The 16938-nt window shown below is 36.1% G+C and carries 16 protein-coding genes and 1 pseudogene; 3 read left to right on the forward strand and 14 right to left on the reverse strand.

The window, feature by feature from the left end; genetic code table 11:
* The first annotated feature begins 120 nt into the window (after positions 1-120).
* A complete protein-coding gene (locus ACTT1L_RS06170; protein WP_000616011.1) occupies positions 121-510 on the forward strand; it encodes a DUF7147 family protein in 390 nt (129 codons plus the stop codon).
* A gap of 54 nt (positions 511-564) precedes the next feature.
* Here the strand turns inward: ACTT1L_RS06170 and ACTT1L_RS06175 are convergent, their stop codons facing one another.
* The 6 genes from ACTT1L_RS06175 to ACTT1L_RS06200 all read right to left on the reverse strand — a co-directional run bounded on the left by ACTT1L_RS06175 (position 565) and on the right by ACTT1L_RS06200 (position 4063).
* Positions 565-831, reverse strand: a complete 267-nt coding sequence (locus ACTT1L_RS06175; protein ID WP_002080814.1) for a YlbG family protein — start codon at positions 829-831, stop codon at positions 565-567.
* Between the two features lie 126 nt (positions 832-957).
* The gene (locus tag ACTT1L_RS06180; protein WP_000634351.1) at positions 958-1410 is read right to left on the reverse strand and encodes a YlbF family regulator; all 453 of its coding nucleotides are present in this window, start codon (positions 1408-1410) and stop codon (positions 958-960) included.
* A 115-nt stretch (positions 1411-1525) separates the two neighbouring features.
* Positions 1526-2098 (reverse strand): histidine phosphatase family protein, encoded by a 573-nt coding sequence (locus tag ACTT1L_RS06185; RefSeq protein ID WP_001998138.1) that lies wholly within the window; start codon positions 2096-2098, stop codon positions 1526-1528.
* Positions 2099-2180: 82 nt separating this feature from the next.
* Positions 2181-2426: a YlbE-like family protein gene (locus ACTT1L_RS06190; protein ID WP_001200990.1), complete on the reverse strand. Its 246-nt coding sequence runs from the start codon at positions 2424-2426 to the stop codon at positions 2181-2183.
* An 11-nt stretch (positions 2427-2437) separates the two neighbouring features.
* Positions 2438-2887 (reverse strand): YlbD family protein, encoded by a 450-nt coding sequence (locus ACTT1L_RS06195; RefSeq protein ID WP_001143326.1) that lies wholly within the window; start codon positions 2885-2887, stop codon positions 2438-2440.
* Between the two features lie 141 nt (positions 2888-3028).
* The gene (locus tag ACTT1L_RS06200) at positions 3029-4063 is read right to left on the reverse strand and encodes a CAP domain-containing protein (RefSeq protein WP_000735391.1); all 1035 of its coding nucleotides are present in this window, start codon (positions 4061-4063) and stop codon (positions 3029-3031) included.
* A gap of 207 nt (positions 4064-4270) precedes the next feature.
* On the opposite strand from ACTT1L_RS06200, the gene ACTT1L_RS06205 reads away from it, so the two are divergent.
* Positions 4271-4636, forward strand: coding sequence for a YugN family protein (locus ACTT1L_RS06205; protein ID WP_001160941.1), 366 nt, complete (start codon positions 4271-4273; stop codon positions 4634-4636).
* 46 nt (positions 4637-4682) lie between these two features.
* Here ACTT1L_RS06205 and ACTT1L_RS06210 read toward each other — a convergent pair whose 3' ends face one another.
* From ACTT1L_RS06210 to ctaB, 7 genes are all read right to left on the reverse strand, one after another.
* Entirely contained in the window at positions 4683-5681 is a 999-nt protein-coding gene (locus ACTT1L_RS06210; protein ID WP_000535781.1) for a formamidase, read from the reverse strand.
* Positions 5682-5909: 228 nt separating this feature from the next.
* Complete coding sequence (ctaG, locus tag ACTT1L_RS06215) at positions 5910-6815, reverse strand: cytochrome c oxidase assembly factor CtaG (RefSeq protein ID WP_442821830.1); 906 nt, start codon at positions 6813-6815, stop codon at positions 5910-5912.
* Between the two features lie 85 nt (positions 6816-6900).
* Complete coding sequence (gene ctaF / locus ACTT1L_RS06220) at positions 6901-7233, reverse strand: cytochrome c oxidase subunit IVB (RefSeq protein WP_000985699.1); 333 nt, start codon at positions 7231-7233, stop codon at positions 6901-6903.
* A gap of 3 nt (positions 7234-7236) precedes the next feature.
* Positions 7237-7860 carry a cytochrome c oxidase subunit III gene (ctaE, locus tag ACTT1L_RS06225; protein ID WP_000557861.1) on the reverse strand — a complete coding sequence of 208 codons (624 nt, stop codon included), beginning with the start codon at positions 7858-7860 and terminating at the stop codon, positions 7237-7239.
* Positions 7860-9695 (reverse strand): cytochrome c oxidase subunit I, encoded by a 1836-nt coding sequence (ctaD, locus tag ACTT1L_RS06230; protein WP_011040617.1) that lies wholly within the window; start codon positions 9693-9695, stop codon positions 7860-7862. The genes ctaE and ctaD overlap by 1 nt, the downstream gene beginning before the upstream one ends.
* Before the next feature lie 60 nt (positions 9696-9755).
* Complete coding sequence (gene coxB, locus ACTT1L_RS06235) at positions 9756-10805, reverse strand: cytochrome c oxidase subunit II (protein WP_000745271.1); 1050 nt, start codon at positions 10803-10805, stop codon at positions 9756-9758.
* A gap of 93 nt (positions 10806-10898) precedes the next feature.
* The gene (ctaB, locus tag ACTT1L_RS06240; protein ID WP_001015058.1) at positions 10899-11822 is read right to left on the reverse strand and encodes a protoheme IX farnesyltransferase; all 924 of its coding nucleotides are present in this window, start codon (positions 11820-11822) and stop codon (positions 10899-10901) included.
* Positions 11823-12320: 498 nt separating this feature from the next.
* On the opposite strand from ctaB, the gene ctaA reads away from it, so the two are divergent.
* Complete coding sequence (ctaA, locus tag ACTT1L_RS06245) at positions 12321-13256, forward strand: heme A synthase (RefSeq protein ID WP_001188736.1); 936 nt, start codon at positions 12321-12323, stop codon at positions 13254-13256.
* Between the two features lie 40 nt (positions 13257-13296).
* On the opposite strand, the pseudogene pyc reads toward ctaA, so the two are convergent.
* A pseudogene (gene pyc / locus ACTT1L_RS06250) lies at positions 13297-16742 on the reverse strand (pyruvate carboxylase).
* Positions 16743-16938: the final 196 nt, after the last annotated feature.

Genomic DNA, 16938 nt, shown 5'->3' on the forward strand with positions numbered 1-16938 from the left:
TTGCCTTCTTACTAGTACATGCTAGTATAAGAAGGGCCCTGCTTTGCAGGGTTTTTTTTCTTTGTCTACTTTTCATTTAAAAAGTGAGATGGTACAGTAAAAGAAAGAGGAGGAAAAGATATGATTCAACGCTTTATAGAACTCGGAGAGGGCTACTCTGATTTATATGAATTACTTGAAATTGCCAAAGCAAATCAAGAACGTATAACACATATGTTACAATTTGAAACAATTAAAAACGAAAAAAAAGTGTGCTCACTTGTTGTAATATTAAAACCAACTACTACTGGTGATTTCCAACCATTATACATATGTCGTGAAGGCATTCCTGTACTTGAAAATAAAAAAAGTAAACGCGTCATTTTATTTGAAGAAACGGCAGAACAACTTGGAAAAAAAGTGACTACCTTTACGGTAAAACCATCCACAACTTTCCCAGAAAAAGAACTGTTTTTCAATCATTTAATTGGTATTTTACGAATGAATAATTTTATTCCTCCAATGAAATAATGTGTTATTTCAAATAAAAAATCCCCTGTTAAAATTAGCAGGGGATTTTTTCTATTAGCTATAATCGTATTCTTTTGCCCGATCAGGACGTGAATTTTCAAATTCCGTTTTTAAATACGGGCGGTACGACTGTTCTATCTTTTTCACAAAAGGAAGTTTGTTCAACTTTTGCATCATATGCTCAATTTGTTCCATATCACAATATACTACTGCATATTTTAAACGTTTTGATATGTAATGTATGTTACCATATTTTCTTAAAATCTTGGCATGTTTCAATGAATGTAAATAAACAATCATACTTTGTCGTTGCCCGAACATAATCTTCTCCATCTTCTCCTTTTAAAAACATATATTTTATATTTTATGAAAACCAATCAGAAATTTATGACATTACAGGACAAACTCTGTATACGTTTTCTTCTACCTTCTAAAAAACGGGGTGATTTACCCCGTTTTTTTACAACCGCAACCTCCGCCGGTACCACAACCGCCACCACAGCCACCAGCATCAAAAAATGGATTTCCTGTTGGAACTTTGATGGAAGAGGACACCTCAGAACCGATTGCTACACTAACTTCATCTAACAACTTTTGTAAAGCCGTTTCTACTCGTTTAAAAGCTGCAATCTTATCATGTAAATCTACAGAACGCTTCAATTCCCTCATTTTCGTCGAAACGAAAGTATAGTCAGGATGATATTTACCGAAACGTTGCACTTCCTCATATCGTTCTTTCATCGCTGTAAATTGCTGAATTAACGTCTGAACTTCCATATCTTCATGCAAGTCTTTATAACATTTACGGTAATCTTCTGCTATATCTGAACAGATGATCGCTTTTGCAAGCTGCTCTGCCTTATCTAATATTAATACGCTTTCTAGCGTCGCTACAATCATGAGAGACACCTCCGAGTATTTATCATACCACATTTAGAATAGAACTACTAATTGAAGTGTCTCACTAAACAGAAAGATATCATTCTAACTATTTTTTAATAATTTCAGTACACATTTATACATTAATATGTTCCGCGATGTTGTATTTAACAACATCCCACTTCCCACTATTTTCATTCACATAACTAATACATGCGTTTTTTAACGGTGTTTTAAACGAAATATCTTCCGGAGCAATTGCATGTAAAATTGCTTTTATCGCATGAGAATGGGCTACAATAATAATACGTTTGCCAGAATGAGTTTCTGCAACATCTTTTACCGCAGCAAAACAACGAGCTACAATTTCTTCATCTTGCTCCATACCTTCTACTTTACCTTCTGCAATTAATTCCCTAACAGTCGCAACTGGCTTCCCAGAAGCTTCACCAAAATTACGTTCAACAAATCGCTCATCTAATAAAATTGATTGTAATCCAGTTGCCTCTGCAATTTCCTTAGCTGTTTCTTGCGCTCTAATTAATGGGCTACTTATAATTATATCCCATGCCTCCGCTTGCAAAGCAGCTGCACTTTGACTCGCTTGCTTCTTCCCCACTTCATTAAGCGGAATATCTTCACGTCCCTGAATAATCTCTTGAAAATTCCAATCAGTTTGTCCATGTCGTACTAAACAAATTTCCGTCATGCTCATGCTGCAACTCCTTTTTAAATAATCCGCTTCTATTGTATCAAAAGTTCTGCATGACGGACATAGTTTTCCCTTCCAATTATGTTGCATTTTGCTGCTTCATATACTGAAACATATCAATCATAATGGAAGCAACTGCCAATTGATTTTGAAATTTCTCAACTTTATCTGGTATCGTTTTTTTGAAATGTTGCATAGCTGCTAACTCAAATGCCTCTTTTTCTTCAGGGTTTCGCGTTAGTTTTCTATACCAGTAAGGTTGCTCCCTAATATAGCGAGATAAATCCTCATCAGCCTTTATAAACTCCATAATTTCTGCTCTCATCCGCTTTCCTCCTAATCCTTCTGAAAGAAAAATGGATTATTTTCGGAAGTACTCTCTTCTTGCTGCGTGCGTTTTCCTTGAAATTGTTGAAAAACTTGTTGCACACTCCCAATAGCACTCGTCACATTGGCTAAATGATGTTGCATTTGTTCCACGTCTAACTTTTTAAAGAAAGAAAGCATTTGTCCCATCACATCAGCAGTTTTTTCCTCTTCAGTTCGAGTATCCTTTTCTTTTCCATTTTCTTTTTTCTTTTCTTTTACCGAAGAAAAAGCAGGCGCTCCATCCGGTCTAAAAGTTGCCCATATTGGATCTTCTTCACCAAGTAAGTACCATTCCTCATAAAACTGTTGCCAAGTTTTATGACCACTTCGAACTTCATGAAGCATTTTAGGGTGATGGTTTACAAACTCTTTAAACTGTTGAACCGATGGATGTAACGGTCCTTTTGTTGTCGGCATAATCCTCACCTCTTCATGTATATCTACTATATAATAAGAAAAAAAAGGCGCATGGTTCGCCTATTTTTAGACGATTCATGCACCTTTTTATCCTACTATTTGCATAGGGGAAGATTCCCATCCACAATTTACAGTTTCATTTTATTTCCGAATAAAGTTTTGTGTATAAAACTTATCGTATACGCCAACACCTAATCCTGTAAATTGTTCATTCAATAAATTTTTTCGATGTCCCTCACTATTTAACCAACCTTGCAATGCCGCAACCCCATCACTATGTTGCGCCGCTATGTTCTCACCGGCAAGTTGAAATCCTACTTTCCCGCGCTGTAAACGATCTCCTAACGTACCTAATGTAGGTGAATCGTGTGAAAAGTAATTATTATCCTTCATATCTTTACTATGACCGATTGCCACCTCTGCCGTTTGTTGGTCCCACGCTAATAACGGTAAATTATGACGACTTCGAATAATATTTGTTAAATCAAAAATTTGTTGCATATTCCCATTCTCTATTTGTTTCATTTTATCTGGAGTTAATGGTTGTTCTGCTAATAATTCACCCGAATAAACGAGCTGATACGGTCTTTGACGCAATAACGTTTCGTCATCCATATAACGAACACCGACAAGCTCATGCGTAAAATGATCAAAATATAATTGTGCCCAACCATCTTCTACTGGTACTAATGGTTGTTCCATCACTTCGGTATCAGATAACTCAAATTGATAACTATTCTTTCCTCTTTTTAACGAAATCTCATGAGAAAGTGGATTCTTTTTATACACATCTTCATACTTTTCATTTATATAATAAGGTGGCACCTTAACTTGCTCACCAGCGACATACGCCGTTACAATTTTACGTTCAGCAACCCCAAATTGAACATACTGAGCTAAATCTTGATTGTATACCCACCATTCATATCCGTAAGCAGATGGTTCTATTCGAGAAGGTTCGCCCCATTTTGCTAATAAATTTTCAGAGTCCCCACCAATCATATTTAAAACCGTATCAGAAGAGTCTTCATTTACTTGTTTTTTCTTTTTCACAATTTTATTTTCTTGCTTTGATTGAGATGGGGTTAATATATATTGTGAAACGAGTAATTTCCCGTATAAATCAACAGCTAAAATTAAAATTGTAATCATTACGATACGCAATAATTTCTTCAATCGATATACCTCCTGCAAAAAACATAAAATTGAGATATACACAAATCCTTTTCTTTCCTTTTTTTGTGTGTACCGTACTCTTTTCACTATATCATATTTTCGCAAAAAAAGTCTGGATTATCCCTTTTCTCTCAATATGAATTGCGCTTTCTTATTATTCATACTATTATAAAAATAATGGTGTAACATTAAAAAAGGAGGTATTTTATGCAATTTACAAATACGAAATTTAATGGGGCAGTCGTTGATTTAACACTATTAACAGAGATTATGGAAAAGAACCATTTTGTACTTGCTGGACAGTGGGATTATGAACGAGTTACATACGATTATAAATTCGAAATATTAAACGATGTTTATTATTTACGTGTACAAGGTTTAGCTGTTGAAGGTGACATTGGCAGCAGACATGCTGAAATAAAGCTACTCTCTCCCTTATTAGGTAAACATTATTATCCTCACGGCGTTGAATATGGTGATGGTGAAACTTTCCCAACGAATGTAATTCAAAAAAGCGAACAACTCCTACAAAATATCGAAAAAGAGTTAAAAGAATTCCAAATCATTGAGTAAATAGAACAAGCGCATCAATATGATGCGCTTGTTCTATTTATCTTACTTAAGAATGAATCGTCTTTTTGACTGGATATCCATAAATAGTTCCATCCTTTACTTTAATCTCATCTTCCCAAGGAACCTTATATTTACCTTCAGCTAAATCTTTTACAAACGTATATGGGTTTTCTTTCACCCCACCAGGAGTCGCTACATATCCCCTTGAACCTAGATTATATATATTATTTTCGAGACCCCATCCTAATCTAGCTTGATCTGCTAGCTCTGGATATACTTCAGCAGTAACAATCTCCCAAGGATTTCGGTGTCCCTGCACTAAAGTAGTCCCATCAAAATTACATACTTGTCCTTCACCAAAATAATAAAATACACCATCATAACCGGCTAAGTTCACCGACAATGTATACATTAAATTTTGCCATGCATTCGAACGATTAGTTAACATCCATTGTTCACTAACTTGTGTGCTATATCCAGAAATACGAATCAAGACATTTGCACCTTTATAAGCTGCTTCACGAGCTACTTCAGGAAACATACCATCATGACAAATACAAACAGCTAATTTACTTCCTCCTGGCCCATCACAAACAGGTAAACCTAAATCTCCAGCCTTCCAAGGTTCAACTGGCACCCAAGGATTCAGCTTACGATACTTCAAAATCATTTCACCTTGTGGATCAATAATTATTGCTGTATTATACGGTTCTCCACCATCAGGATTTCTTTCCATTATAGAAAAAACACCATATACTTCAGACTCTTTACATGCCTCAGCAAACAAGTCTGTTTCTGGCCCAGGGACCGTACATAAAAACTCTTCTGTAGTCCATTTTTTTGTATTAAGCCCTTGCGTACTATATTCTGGAAATACTATCAATTCCAATCCAGGATACCCTGCTTTAGTTGAATGAATTGTTTTTATGATCTGTTTAATTTGTTTATCAATGTCTGCACGTGACTCTACTACCGGTACTGGATATTGTATTAATGCTGCTAAAAAACCACTAATTGGCTTTACCATACTTCCACTACTACCCATTTAAATTCCCCCTTAAAATAGTCCTTGTTTTATTAAAGATAACAATATAAATTTGTAACTCTCTAAAAAACTTGTACTACACATGGAATTATTATGCATTAAAGCTAGTAGTAAATCTTATATCCACTTTTAGTACATGCCTACACTAACTTAACATAAATAATTAGAAAATTCAATCTATTAAAGTTTAGTAAAACTAAAAAAGTGTATGGAAACCCATACACTTTTTTACTTCGTTTGTAAATACGGCGGCAATTGTTGTAACTGCTCTTTATCCTTTTCACGCTCTCGACGCGCCCATCGAAAGAACACATAACCAATAATTGTACCGTACACTATTTCCTGGACAATTTTCATAATGATGCCGCCTGTTTGTTGGTCTTGTACGATCGGCATCCAGTGTAAAAATTCTGGTCCAGTTATATTTAAATCAGATAAAGTTCCCGCCGGTACACATAGTTCCATCGCCTTCATCCAAGCAACCGGATCCGTATACGTTGCAAACAACGGCGCCGTTGCAAAAATAATTAACGCACAAGCTGGCGTTAATAATATACCGTTAGCAAACATATAACCAAGTTTCTTTATATCACTTAACGTTTGATATTCTGGTAATGGATTTAGCATCGGCCACCACATCATGATTGCCGTAAAGAACAATATAGCGAGACAGATAGGATGAGCAATTTGACTTTGTTTTACTGCATCAAAAACAACTGGTAAATGATAAAAAGAAAACAGGCCATTAAATACAAACAATGCAATAAGTGGCTTAGCAAATATCTTTAATATAATTTGAACGAACTTAAAAGAAGTAATATAACGATATAACCAAACTGGTATACCAAGCAACAACAAAGGCGGAACGGCAATATACATAACTGCCATTTCAAACATATGTGCACTAAATATAATATGACCAATTAAATCAATAGGCCCTCCCTTTACAAAATACAAAAGAACAATTCCAGTCGTAAAATAAAAAACTTGCTTCTTACTTACCTTTGCCGCATGTTCAAATCGCATTCTATACGGCCCAATAATTAAAAAATATCCAATGAGGATCGAAAGCATAAATAATAAAAAGATTGGACTCCATAGCGCTTGAAAACCAAATATCCACAAGTTACTCATTTTCACACCTACCTTCTTAAGGTTATCCGTTCACATAATATGAAGAGGGAGCTGTGTCAACACAAGCTCCCTTATTCTTCACTTTTCAAATCCACACAATTGTCATAAAAGCTAAAATTGTAATTAATCCGATCAACAGACCAGAATAAAGAAAGAAACTTGCCGCTTCATGTCCTTTATGACTCATATGCATAAAATAATACAATTGAAAAATTACTTGTACCACCGCTAATAGTAAAATAAATGGTACTGAAAAAGTCGGACTAAAAGTTTTCGGATATGCTACCGCTGCAAATGCAACTAATGTTAAAAAAATCATTAATGCAAATGTAATAACTTGATGCTTCATTTCCTCCGCACTTTTTCTTTTCCGATAAACAAGATCAACTTTAGGATTATTCGTTTGCTTTATCGCCATTGTTTATCCCACCATTCCCATTAAATATACTACAGTGAAAATAAACACCCAAACTACGTCAATAAAGTGCCAATAAATCGATGCAACATAAAACTTCGGTGCATTGTATAAATTTAGACCTCTCTTCGCATTCCTAAAGATTAATGTTAAAATCCAACACAATCCAAACAATACGTGGAGTCCATGTGTACCAACAAGAGCATAAAACGCGGAACCAAATGCGCTACTTCTCATAGTATGCTTAAATTCATGCGTATAATGATAAAACTCATATATCTCAAATCCTAAAAACCCTAAACCTAGCAGCACTGTTACTAGTAGCCAAAGTTGCATTTTCTTAAAATTAAAGTTTTTCATATGATACATCGCATATACGCTCGTTAAGCTACTCGTTAATAAAAGCATCGTCATAATGAAAACGAGTGGCATTTGGAACATCTCTTGAGATGTTGGTCCGCCATTTGTAGAATTCTTTAATGCTAAATATGTGCCAAATAAGGAAGCGAACAATACTGTTTCGCCTCCAAGAAATAACCAAAAACCGACAAACTTATTTTTCCCCTCAAGGGTTGCTTTTTCAGGCTCTGCTGGAAATGTTTCATTCGTTAATTTTTCATCTACATGCATTACGCCTTGCCCCCCTTATCTTCTAAATCTTCTTTATGAATATGATATCCATGATCATCAATTACTGAACGTAGGAACATTGTACCAAACGTAATAATTAAACCGATAATTGCTACTAATAACCAAAACTTATCTTTTCCACCCTGCATATACATTGCACCGAATGCCGCTATAAACAATCCTAAAGAAATGATAAATGGTGAAAATGATGGATTTGGCATATGAATATCACCCACTGGTTCCGCCGCTGTCATCTCTTTATTCCCTTCACGTTTTTCAATCCAAAACGGATCTAACCCGCGAACAAATGGTAATTGTTTAAAGTTATATTCTGGTGTAGGTGCTGGCATTGTCCATTCTAATGTACGTCCATCCCACGGATCACGACCAGCCTTTTCTTTTGATACTGTTGTTTTAATTACATTGAATAGAAGAACAATCGTTCCAAGAGCCATAAATACCGCTCCAATAGAACTAATCATATTGCCCATTTCCAACCCTTGACCTTCAAGATATGTGTAGTAACGACGTGGCATACCAATTAAGCCAAGGAAATGCTGAATGAAGAACGTTAAATGGAAACCGATAAAGAATAACCAAAATGTTATCTTTCCTAACGTTTCATTCAATACTTTATTAAACATCAGCGGCCAATAATAATGGGCTCCTGCAAGTAAACCAAATACAACACCACCGACAATTACATAATGAAAGTGAGCTACTACGAAATAGTTATCATGAAATTGATAATCAGCTGGTGCAGATGCTAGCATAACACCTGTAACTCCTCCCATTACGAATGATGGAATGAAGGCTACTGCCCACATCATCGGTGTCGTAAAACGAATACTTCCGCCCCACATTGTAAAGAGCCAGTTGAATATTTTAATACCGGTCGGAACGGCAATCGCCATTGTTGCAACTGAGAAAATAGCATTTGCAACTGGACCAAGCCCAACAGTAAACATATGATGCGCCCATACCATAAACCCTAAAAATCCAATTAATACTGTCGCAAACACCATCGACGAATAACCAAATAATCGTTTTTTCGAAAACGTCGCGAAGATTTCTGAGAATATTCCGAAAGCTGGGAGTATAAGAATGTATACTTCTGGATGACCGAAAATCCAGAATAAGTGCTCCCATATAATTGTATTCCCGCCCAGTGCTGGATTAAAGAAACTTGTTCCAAATAAGCGGTCTAACATTAAAAGTCCTAATCCTACAGTTAACGGCGGAAAAGCAAATAATATTAATGAAGATGTTACAAATGTCGTCCACGTAAACATCGGCATACGCATATACGTCATCCCTGGCGCACGCATATTAATAATGGTTACAAGGAAATTAATACCTCCAATTAATGTACCTATACCGGAGATTTGCAAGCCAAGCACATAAAAATCAACACCATGGCCTTTAGAGGCTAAAGCTAAAGATGCATAAGATGTCCATCCTGCATCAGGCGCTCCACCTAAAAACCAACTTAAATTTAAAAATACTCCACCAAAGAAAAATAACCAAAATCCGAGTGAATTCAAAAACGGGAACGCTACATCACGTGCACCAATTTGAAGTGGTACAGCGGCGTTCATAAATGCAAACACGAGTGGCATAGCTGCGAGGAAAATCATTGTTGTACCGTGCATAGTTAATACTTGATTATAAGCATCCCCAACAAGAAAAGCGTTGTTAGGAATCGCTAATTGAAGGCGAATAAATAGAGCTTCTATTCCGCCTATTATAAAAAACAATCCACCTGCAATTAAATAGAGAATGGCAATCTTTTTATGGTCTACTGTCGTTAAATAATCCCATATGACAGCACCCATCCCCTGTTTTTTTGCTACAGAACTCACGTTTTCAACCTCCCCTTCGCGAATAATCCCTCTTTACTTTTCAACTTTTAACGTTTGTAAGTATGCATTTAATGCATCAATTTGATCGTCTGTTAAGTTGCCATATTTACCAGTCATTTTATTTCCTGGTTTCATATTTTCAGGATCTTTCAGCCATTTTTTTAAGTTTTCTTCATTGTTTTCAGCAATGCCGGCAACTGTATCGCGATCCGCAAAGTTTGCTAAGTTTGGTGCGATACGAGCGGAAGGTGGTCTACTATCATTAGATCCAACTGCGTGACAACCAATACAGCTTTTATTAAATATTTCTTGGCCTTCTTGCGCCTTTGTTGAAGCTACTTCTTTCTTCCCATCAATTTTCTTCATATCAGCAAGCCACTTTTTGTACTCGCTTTCATCTAAAGCTTTCACTTTGAATTGCATTAAAGAATGTGATGGGCCGCAAAATTCTGTACAAAAACCATTATAAGTGCCCGATTTATCTGCCTTTAACCACATTTTGTTCACATTATCTGTATTTGTATCCATTTTCCCAGCTAAAGATGGAACCCAAAACGAATGTTTAATATCGGCACCCTTCAAATTCAAATACACTTTCTTACCTGTGGGGATGACTAAATCTTGAGAAGTTACTATCTTTTCTGATTTATAAGAAAATTCCCACCAATAAAGATTCGCTGTTACATCAACAACGATAGTATCTTTATCAATATTCTTTTTCTCCATCGCACTTACATCAGCAAGTTTGAATGTATATGTAACCGTCGGAACAGCTAAGATTAGCAAAAGAATAATCGGAATAACTGTCCATATAATTTCTAGTTTGTGATTCCCTTCAACTTGCTCCGGAATATAATCTTCCTGACCTTTCTTTTGTCGGAAACGCACAATTACATATAAGAAAATAATAGTAACTACTAGTACTACTCCTACCATGATCGCACTTGCTAGTAAGAGCAGATCATATTGCATTTTTGCTACTTCTCCTTGCGGAATTAAAGTAGATTGAAAGGCTTTACCGCATCCCCCTAACAGTAAAGCCAGCAGTGAAACGAACGAAAGCAGTCGCCACTGTTTCTTCATACAAACAACCCCCACTTTCCTTGTGAATTAGATTGTACTTTATAGTTAAGTAAAGTAAATCTCAACGTAAAGAAATCCAATTATGTCGTTGTCTTAGAAGAATGTAACTACAATCATTGATACAAATAAGATTGTTAAATAATTTAGGGAATAAACAAACATTTGCACAGACCATTTGATGTCATCTTTCTTACGGAAGCCATAAAAACCTAAAACGATCCATCCGATGTTAAGCAGTGTTGCAATTACCATAAATGTTATCCCTAGTCCACTCATATAAAATGGTAGTGGTAATAAACATACTGTCCAAATCATAATTTGGCGTTTCGTAATTTCAAATCCATGAACTACAGGAAGCATTGGAATTCCTGCGTTTCGATATTCATCAACACGTTTCATTGCTAATGCAAGGAAATGTGGGATTTGCCAAATAAACATAATTAAAAATAACATCCAAGCAATTGGATGGCCTAAAGATGGATCGATTGCTGCCCATCCAATTAAAGGTGGAACTGCACCAGATATACTACCTACAACAGTATTTAGTGTATACTTTCTCTTTGTCCATAAACTATATAGAACAACATATGTGAAAGCACCAATAAATCCCATTAAGACTGCCATTGGTGTTGTTAATAATAAAAATACAAAACCAAGAAGTAATATAACTAGTCCAAATGTAAGTGCAAATCCTGGTTTATACTTTCCAGTAACCGTTGGACGGGTCTTTGTTCTTTCCATTAATGGATCGATGTCTCGATCAATGTAGTTGTTTAAACAACATACCCCTGCCATAACTAATCCAGAACCAACGATTGTAAAGAATAACTTATCCAGATTGTCCATTACACTTAATCCATTAAAGTGTAATGCCAACCAAAATCCTGTAAATACAGTAAGTGTATTTGAGTTTACAATCCCCATTTTAACGAGCGCTTTTAAATCTTGTAACCGAGTTGTTTCCGGTACGCTTGTAACAGCAGACTCATCATGCAGCTCACTTGTTGCATGGTTCATCACTTTAACCCCCTCTTAAAACTTTCGTCTTTCTTTTTGCGCCTATTTCAAATTGAAATATTTCGCTTCTATATAGCAATATTATTACAGTAGAAACATTGTTAACCCATTCTACTACTAATCTACGCCCATACTCCAATATATTAAATCATATTTCCCGAACATTTTGTGAAGAAAACATGAACTTTTTGTGTCGAACATAAAAAACTTAATTGTTACTTATCCATATCATAACATGATGTTACCTTCTATAATAAACTTTTTTGTCATATTTAACACGTATTCTTCCCATTTCTTTTCAAAATAGCCTATTTTTCACCTAAAAATTTCCTTATAAACCTTATTTCCACACCCGTTTTCTCTTCCCTGTCTTCCCCCTCCATTTCTTTGCTATTTTATTATTTTTTATATATCATAGGAACTAGCGCGTTTTATTCTATACATAATGGAATGAAAATATTTCGCAATAACTTCATAGCAGAAAGATGGTGAAAGAGATTGCAACGCTTTATTAAATGGTTAGCAGTCATTACGAGTCTTGATTTATTAATAGTTTTATTAGGAGGCGCCTTAGTTACAAAAACAGGCTCTGGCCAAGGATGCGGTAAATCATGGCCACTTTGTAACGGTGAATTTGTTCCATCTAATTTATCAATGGAAACTATTATTGAACTAAGTCATCGCCTTACATCAGGATCAGCAGGAATTCTTGTCACTCTCCTTTGTATTTTGTCCTGGAAATATTATAAACATGTGCGCGAAACAAAAACGTTAGCAATTTTATCCTTCGTATTTTTAGTTGCACAAGCATTAATGGGAGCCGCAGCGGTTGTTTGGGGGCAAATGCCAGCTGTACTTGCTATCCATTTCGGTATTTCCTTAATTTCATTTGCTTCTGTCATTTTATTAACGTGTCTTATCTTTGAAATTGACCAAAAATTCGATGCACGTTCACTTATTATGGACAAAAAAATGAAATTTCATATTTATGGTGTAACAATTTACAGTTATATTGTCGTCTACACAGGGGCTTTAGTACGTCACGAACGAGCTAGCTTAGCCTGTCCAGACTTTCCTTTATGCAGCAAAAATAGACCTATGCCAACTCAATTACATGAATGGGTTCAAATGGGACATAGAGTTGCAGCGATGTTAATTTTCGCTTGGATACTATACGCGATGATTCTCGCTATCCGCCATTACAAACAGCAGCCTGTCGTATACTGGGGATGGATCATCTCATTTATCCTTGTTACACTTCAAGCTATCGTAGGAATTTTAGTCGTATTTACAAATGCTAGTTTATCAATGGCATTATTACATTCCCTATTCATTTCTTGCTTGTTTGCTGTACTATGCTATTTAGTTATGTTAGGTACAAGAAGTAAAGTGAATGCAAAAGAAGCTGCATCAATTTCTAAACAAACAAAATAAATGAAAATACCTTGCCCGAATTGGCAAGGTATTTTTTATTTTAGTGATCTAATTCAATGAGTAAGTCACCCGTTTGAATTGCATCTCCATCGTTAACATATACTTTTTTCACTTTACCATTAAACGGCGCTTGAACTGTCGTTTCCATTTTCATCGCTTCTGTAATTGCCATAGAATCGCCTTTTTTCACTTCATCGCCTTCTTTTACAACTACTTTAATAACCGTTCCTGGCATTGTTGCGCTAATGTGGTTTGGATTTTCACGGTTTCCTTTCACACGTTGTGCAACTGTCGCTTTCACACTTTCGTCTTTCACAACAATCTCACGTGGTTGACCATTAAACTCCAAGTAAAGCACACGATTTCCATCCGGCTGAGGCTCTCCAATTGATACTAGTTTAACCATCAATGTTTTACCTTGTTCAATTTCCACATCGATTTCTTCACCAAGTCTCATACCATAGAAGAATGTCGGTGTATCGAGCACAGATACATTTCCATAAATCTCAGCAACTTTTTCGTAATCCATAAATACTTTTGGATATAATGCATATGCAACTACATCAAACATCGTCACTTCGCGTCCAAGTTTATGGAATAGCTCTTCTTTTAACGCGTCGAAATCTACTGGTTCTAATAATTCACCTGGTCTTACTGTTAATGGTTCTTTCCCTTTTAAAATAATTTCTTGTAACTTTTTCGGGAAACCACCATATGGTTGTCCTAAATCTCCAGAGAACATTTCAACAACAGATCCTGGGAAGTCCATAGAATGTCCACGCTCTAAAACATCTTGTTCTGTTAAGTGATTTTGAACCATGAATAATGCCATATCACCAACAACTTTAGATGATGGTGTTACTTTAACAATATCACCAAACATGTCATTCACACGGCGGTACATTACTTTCACTTCATCGAAACGATCGCCTAAGCCAACCGCTTTCGCTTGTTGTTGTAAATTACTATACTGTCCGCCTGGCATTTCGTGCATATATACCTCTGTATGAGGAGCATTCATACCACTTTCAAACGGTGCGTAGTATTTACGTACATCTTCCCAGTAATGAGATAATTTTTCTAATGAATCTATATTAACATCTGGCTGTCTTTCGTTTCCACCTAACGCATAGTATAGCGTGTTCGCACTTGGTTGTGACGTTTGACCAGCCATAGAACTTACTGCTACATCGACAATGTCAACACCTGCTTCAATTGCCTTCGTATACGTTAATATACCATTTCCACTCGTATCGTGTGTGTGCAGGTGAATCGGAATCGATACCGTCTCTTTTAATGCTGAAACTAAATCATATGCTGCATTTGGTTTTAGTAAGCCCGCCATATCTTTAATACCTAAAATGTGAGCTCCTGATGCTTCTAATTCTTTTGCTAAATTTTTATAGTAATTTAAATCATATTTACTACGCAGTGGATCATGAATATCCCCTGTGTAACACATCGTTGCTTCTGCAATTTTACCAGTATCTCGTACAGCATCAATCGCAACTCTCATACCTTCTACCCAGTTTAAGCTATCAAAAATACGGAACACATCAATTCCAGCTTGGGCAGAACACTCCACAAACTTTTGAATTAAATTATCCGGATAGTTTTTGTAACCAACCGCGTTTGAAGAACGAAGTAACATTTGGAATAAAACATTTGGCATTTTTTCACGAAGATCTAGTAATCGTTCCCACGGATCTTCTTTTAAGAAACGATATGCAACATCAAACGTTGCACCGCCCCACATTTCTGCTGAGAATAAGTTCGGTAACATTCTCGCTGTCGGCTCTGCAATTTGGTGTAAATCTTTTGTGCGAATACGCGTTGCAAGTAATGACTGATGCGCATCACGGAACGTTGTATCCGTTAAAAGTACACGTTTTTGATCTTGTACCCATTTTACTAATCCGTCTGCCCCACGCTCATCCAAAATTTGTTTCGTTCCATTTTGGATTGGCTCTGAGTGTAATACATTCGGTATACGAGCATCTGGGAAAATTGGTTTCTCTTTTTCCCTACCCCCGGGAAGCCATTTACTGTTACTGTCCCGATGTAATTTAACATTTTCGTTCCGCGGTCTTTACGTTTCGGGAACAAGAATAGTTCAGGTGACGCATCAATAAATGAAGTGTCATATTCCCCTGATAAGAAGTTTTTATGTTTTACTACATTCTCTAGGAATGGAATATTCGTTTTAATACCACGGATACGGAATTCTTTTAAGTTACGTTCCATTTTTGCAGCAGCTTGTTCAAAAGTAAGCGCCCATGTTGTAACTTTTACGAGTAAAGAATCATAGTACGGTGTAATAACAGCACCTTGGAAACTATTACCTGTATCAAGACGAACCCCAAATCCACCACCTGATCGATATGCCATAATTTTTCCTGTATCCGGCATGAAATTATTTAGTGGATCCTCAGTCGTTACACGAGATTGTATTGCAAATCCATGTACAACAACTTCCTCTTGCTTTGGAACACCTACCATTTTACTATGTAATGCATGTCCATCAGCTATTAAAATTTGTGATTGAACAATATCGACTCCTGTAATCATTTCTGTAATTGTATGTTCTACTTGAACACGCGGATTCACTTCAATGAAATAGAAATTATCATCTTTTACAAGAAATTCAACTGTTCCTGCGTTTAAATAATTTACATTTTTCGTTAACTTTACAGCAGCATCACAAATACGCTGACGCAAATCATCTGAAAGCGACACACTAGGTGCAATTTCTACTACTTTTTGATGACGACGTTGTACAGAACAGTCTCGCTCGTATAAATGAACAACATTGCCCTCTTCATCTGCTAAAATTTGAACTTCTATATGTTTAGGTTTTTCAACGAATTTTTCTACGTATACTTCATCATTACCAAAGGCTGCTTTTGCTTCTGACTTTGCTCGATTATACGATTCTCTTAATTCTTCACTAGTACGTACAATACGCATACCACGACCGCCACCGCCAAGGGAAGCTTTAATAATAATCGGGTAATCATACTTTTCAGCAAATTTTTCGACTTCTTCTAATGAATCTACTGGCCCATCACTACCAGGAATAACTGGAATTTGTGCTAGCTGCGCTTGTGTTCTTGCTTTCACTTTATCTCCAAACATATCTAAATGCTTACTTTTTGGACCGATAAAGATAATCCCTTCTTCTTCACAACGTTTTGCGAATTGAATATTTTCTGACAAGAAACCATATCCAGGGTGAATTGCATCTACATGATTACTTTTCGCAATCTCAATAATGCCCTCAATATCTAGATAAGCATCAATTGGCTTTTTTCCTTCCCCAACTAAATAGGATTCATCGGCTTTATAACGATGATAAGAACCACTATCCTCTTTAGAATAGATTGCAACTGTTTTTAATCCCAGTTCCGAACAAGCTCGAAACACACGAATTGCAATCTCTCCACGGTTAGCTACCAATACTTTTTGAATACGTTGCAGCTTTGTCATGATTTTCCCCCTCTACTTTCCTACCACTCTAGAGATAAAATATATACACACCATAAAGAGCGTGAAGTTCTTCACTTTCCACATTATATTATACTTAGAAAGCTTCACTTTATTTTTATCCATCATACCTTATTTTTTAACAAATGATAAGTTTTCTGAGCAATTTGTCTCACAAAAATAGTATAGCATACCTCTT

The sequence above is a fragment of the Bacillus sp. FH genome (assembly GCF_052216825.1).
GTDB classification, from domain to species: Bacteria; Bacillota; Bacilli; order Bacillales; family Bacillaceae_G; genus Bacillus_A; species Bacillus_A paranthracis.

Coding starts and splice junctions, on each gene's coding strand:
- ACTT1L_RS06170 (WP_000616011.1), top strand. CDS start 121: ATGATTCAACGCTTTATAGAACTCGGAGAGGGCTACTCTGATTTATAT.
- ACTT1L_RS06175 (WP_002080814.1), bottom strand. CDS start 831: ATGTTCGGGCAACGACAAAGTATGATTGTTTATTTACATTCATTGAAA.
- ACTT1L_RS06180 (WP_000634351.1), bottom strand. CDS start 1,410: ATGATTGTAGCGACGCTAGAAAGCGTATTAATATTAGATAAGGCAGAG.
- ACTT1L_RS06185 (WP_001998138.1), bottom strand. CDS start 2,098: ATGACGGAAATTTGTTTAGTACGACATGGACAAACTGATTGGAATTTT.
- ACTT1L_RS06190 (WP_001200990.1), bottom strand. CDS start 2,426: ATGAGAGCAGAAATTATGGAGTTTATAAAGGCTGATGAGGATTTATCT.
- ACTT1L_RS06195 (WP_001143326.1), bottom strand. CDS start 2,887: ATGCCGACAACAAAAGGACCGTTACATCCATCGGTTCAACAGTTTAAA.
- ACTT1L_RS06205 (WP_001160941.1), top strand. CDS start 4,271: ATGCAATTTACAAATACGAAATTTAATGGGGCAGTCGTTGATTTAACA.
- ACTT1L_RS06210 (WP_000535781.1), bottom strand. CDS start 5,681: ATGGGTAGTAGTGGAAGTATGGTAAAGCCAATTAGTGGTTTTTTAGCA.
- ctaG (WP_442821830.1), bottom strand. CDS start 6,815: ATGAGTAACTTGTGGATATTTGGTTTTCAAGCGCTATGGAGTCCAATC.
- ctaF (WP_000985699.1), bottom strand. CDS start 7,233: ATGGCGATAAAGCAAACGAATAATCCTAAAGTTGATCTTGTTTATCGG.
- ctaE (WP_000557861.1), bottom strand. CDS start 7,860: ATGCATGTAGATGAAAAATTAACGAATGAAACATTTCCAGCAGAGCCT.
- ctaD (WP_011040617.1), bottom strand. CDS start 9,695: ATGGGTGCTGTCATATGGGATTATTTAACGACAGTAGACCATAAAAAG.
- coxB (WP_000745271.1), bottom strand. CDS start 10,805: ATGAAGAAACAGTGGCGACTGCTTTCGTTCGTTTCACTGCTGGCTTTA.
- ctaB (WP_001015058.1), bottom strand. CDS start 11,822: ATGAACCATGCAACAAGTGAGCTGCATGATGAGTCTGCTGTTACAAGC.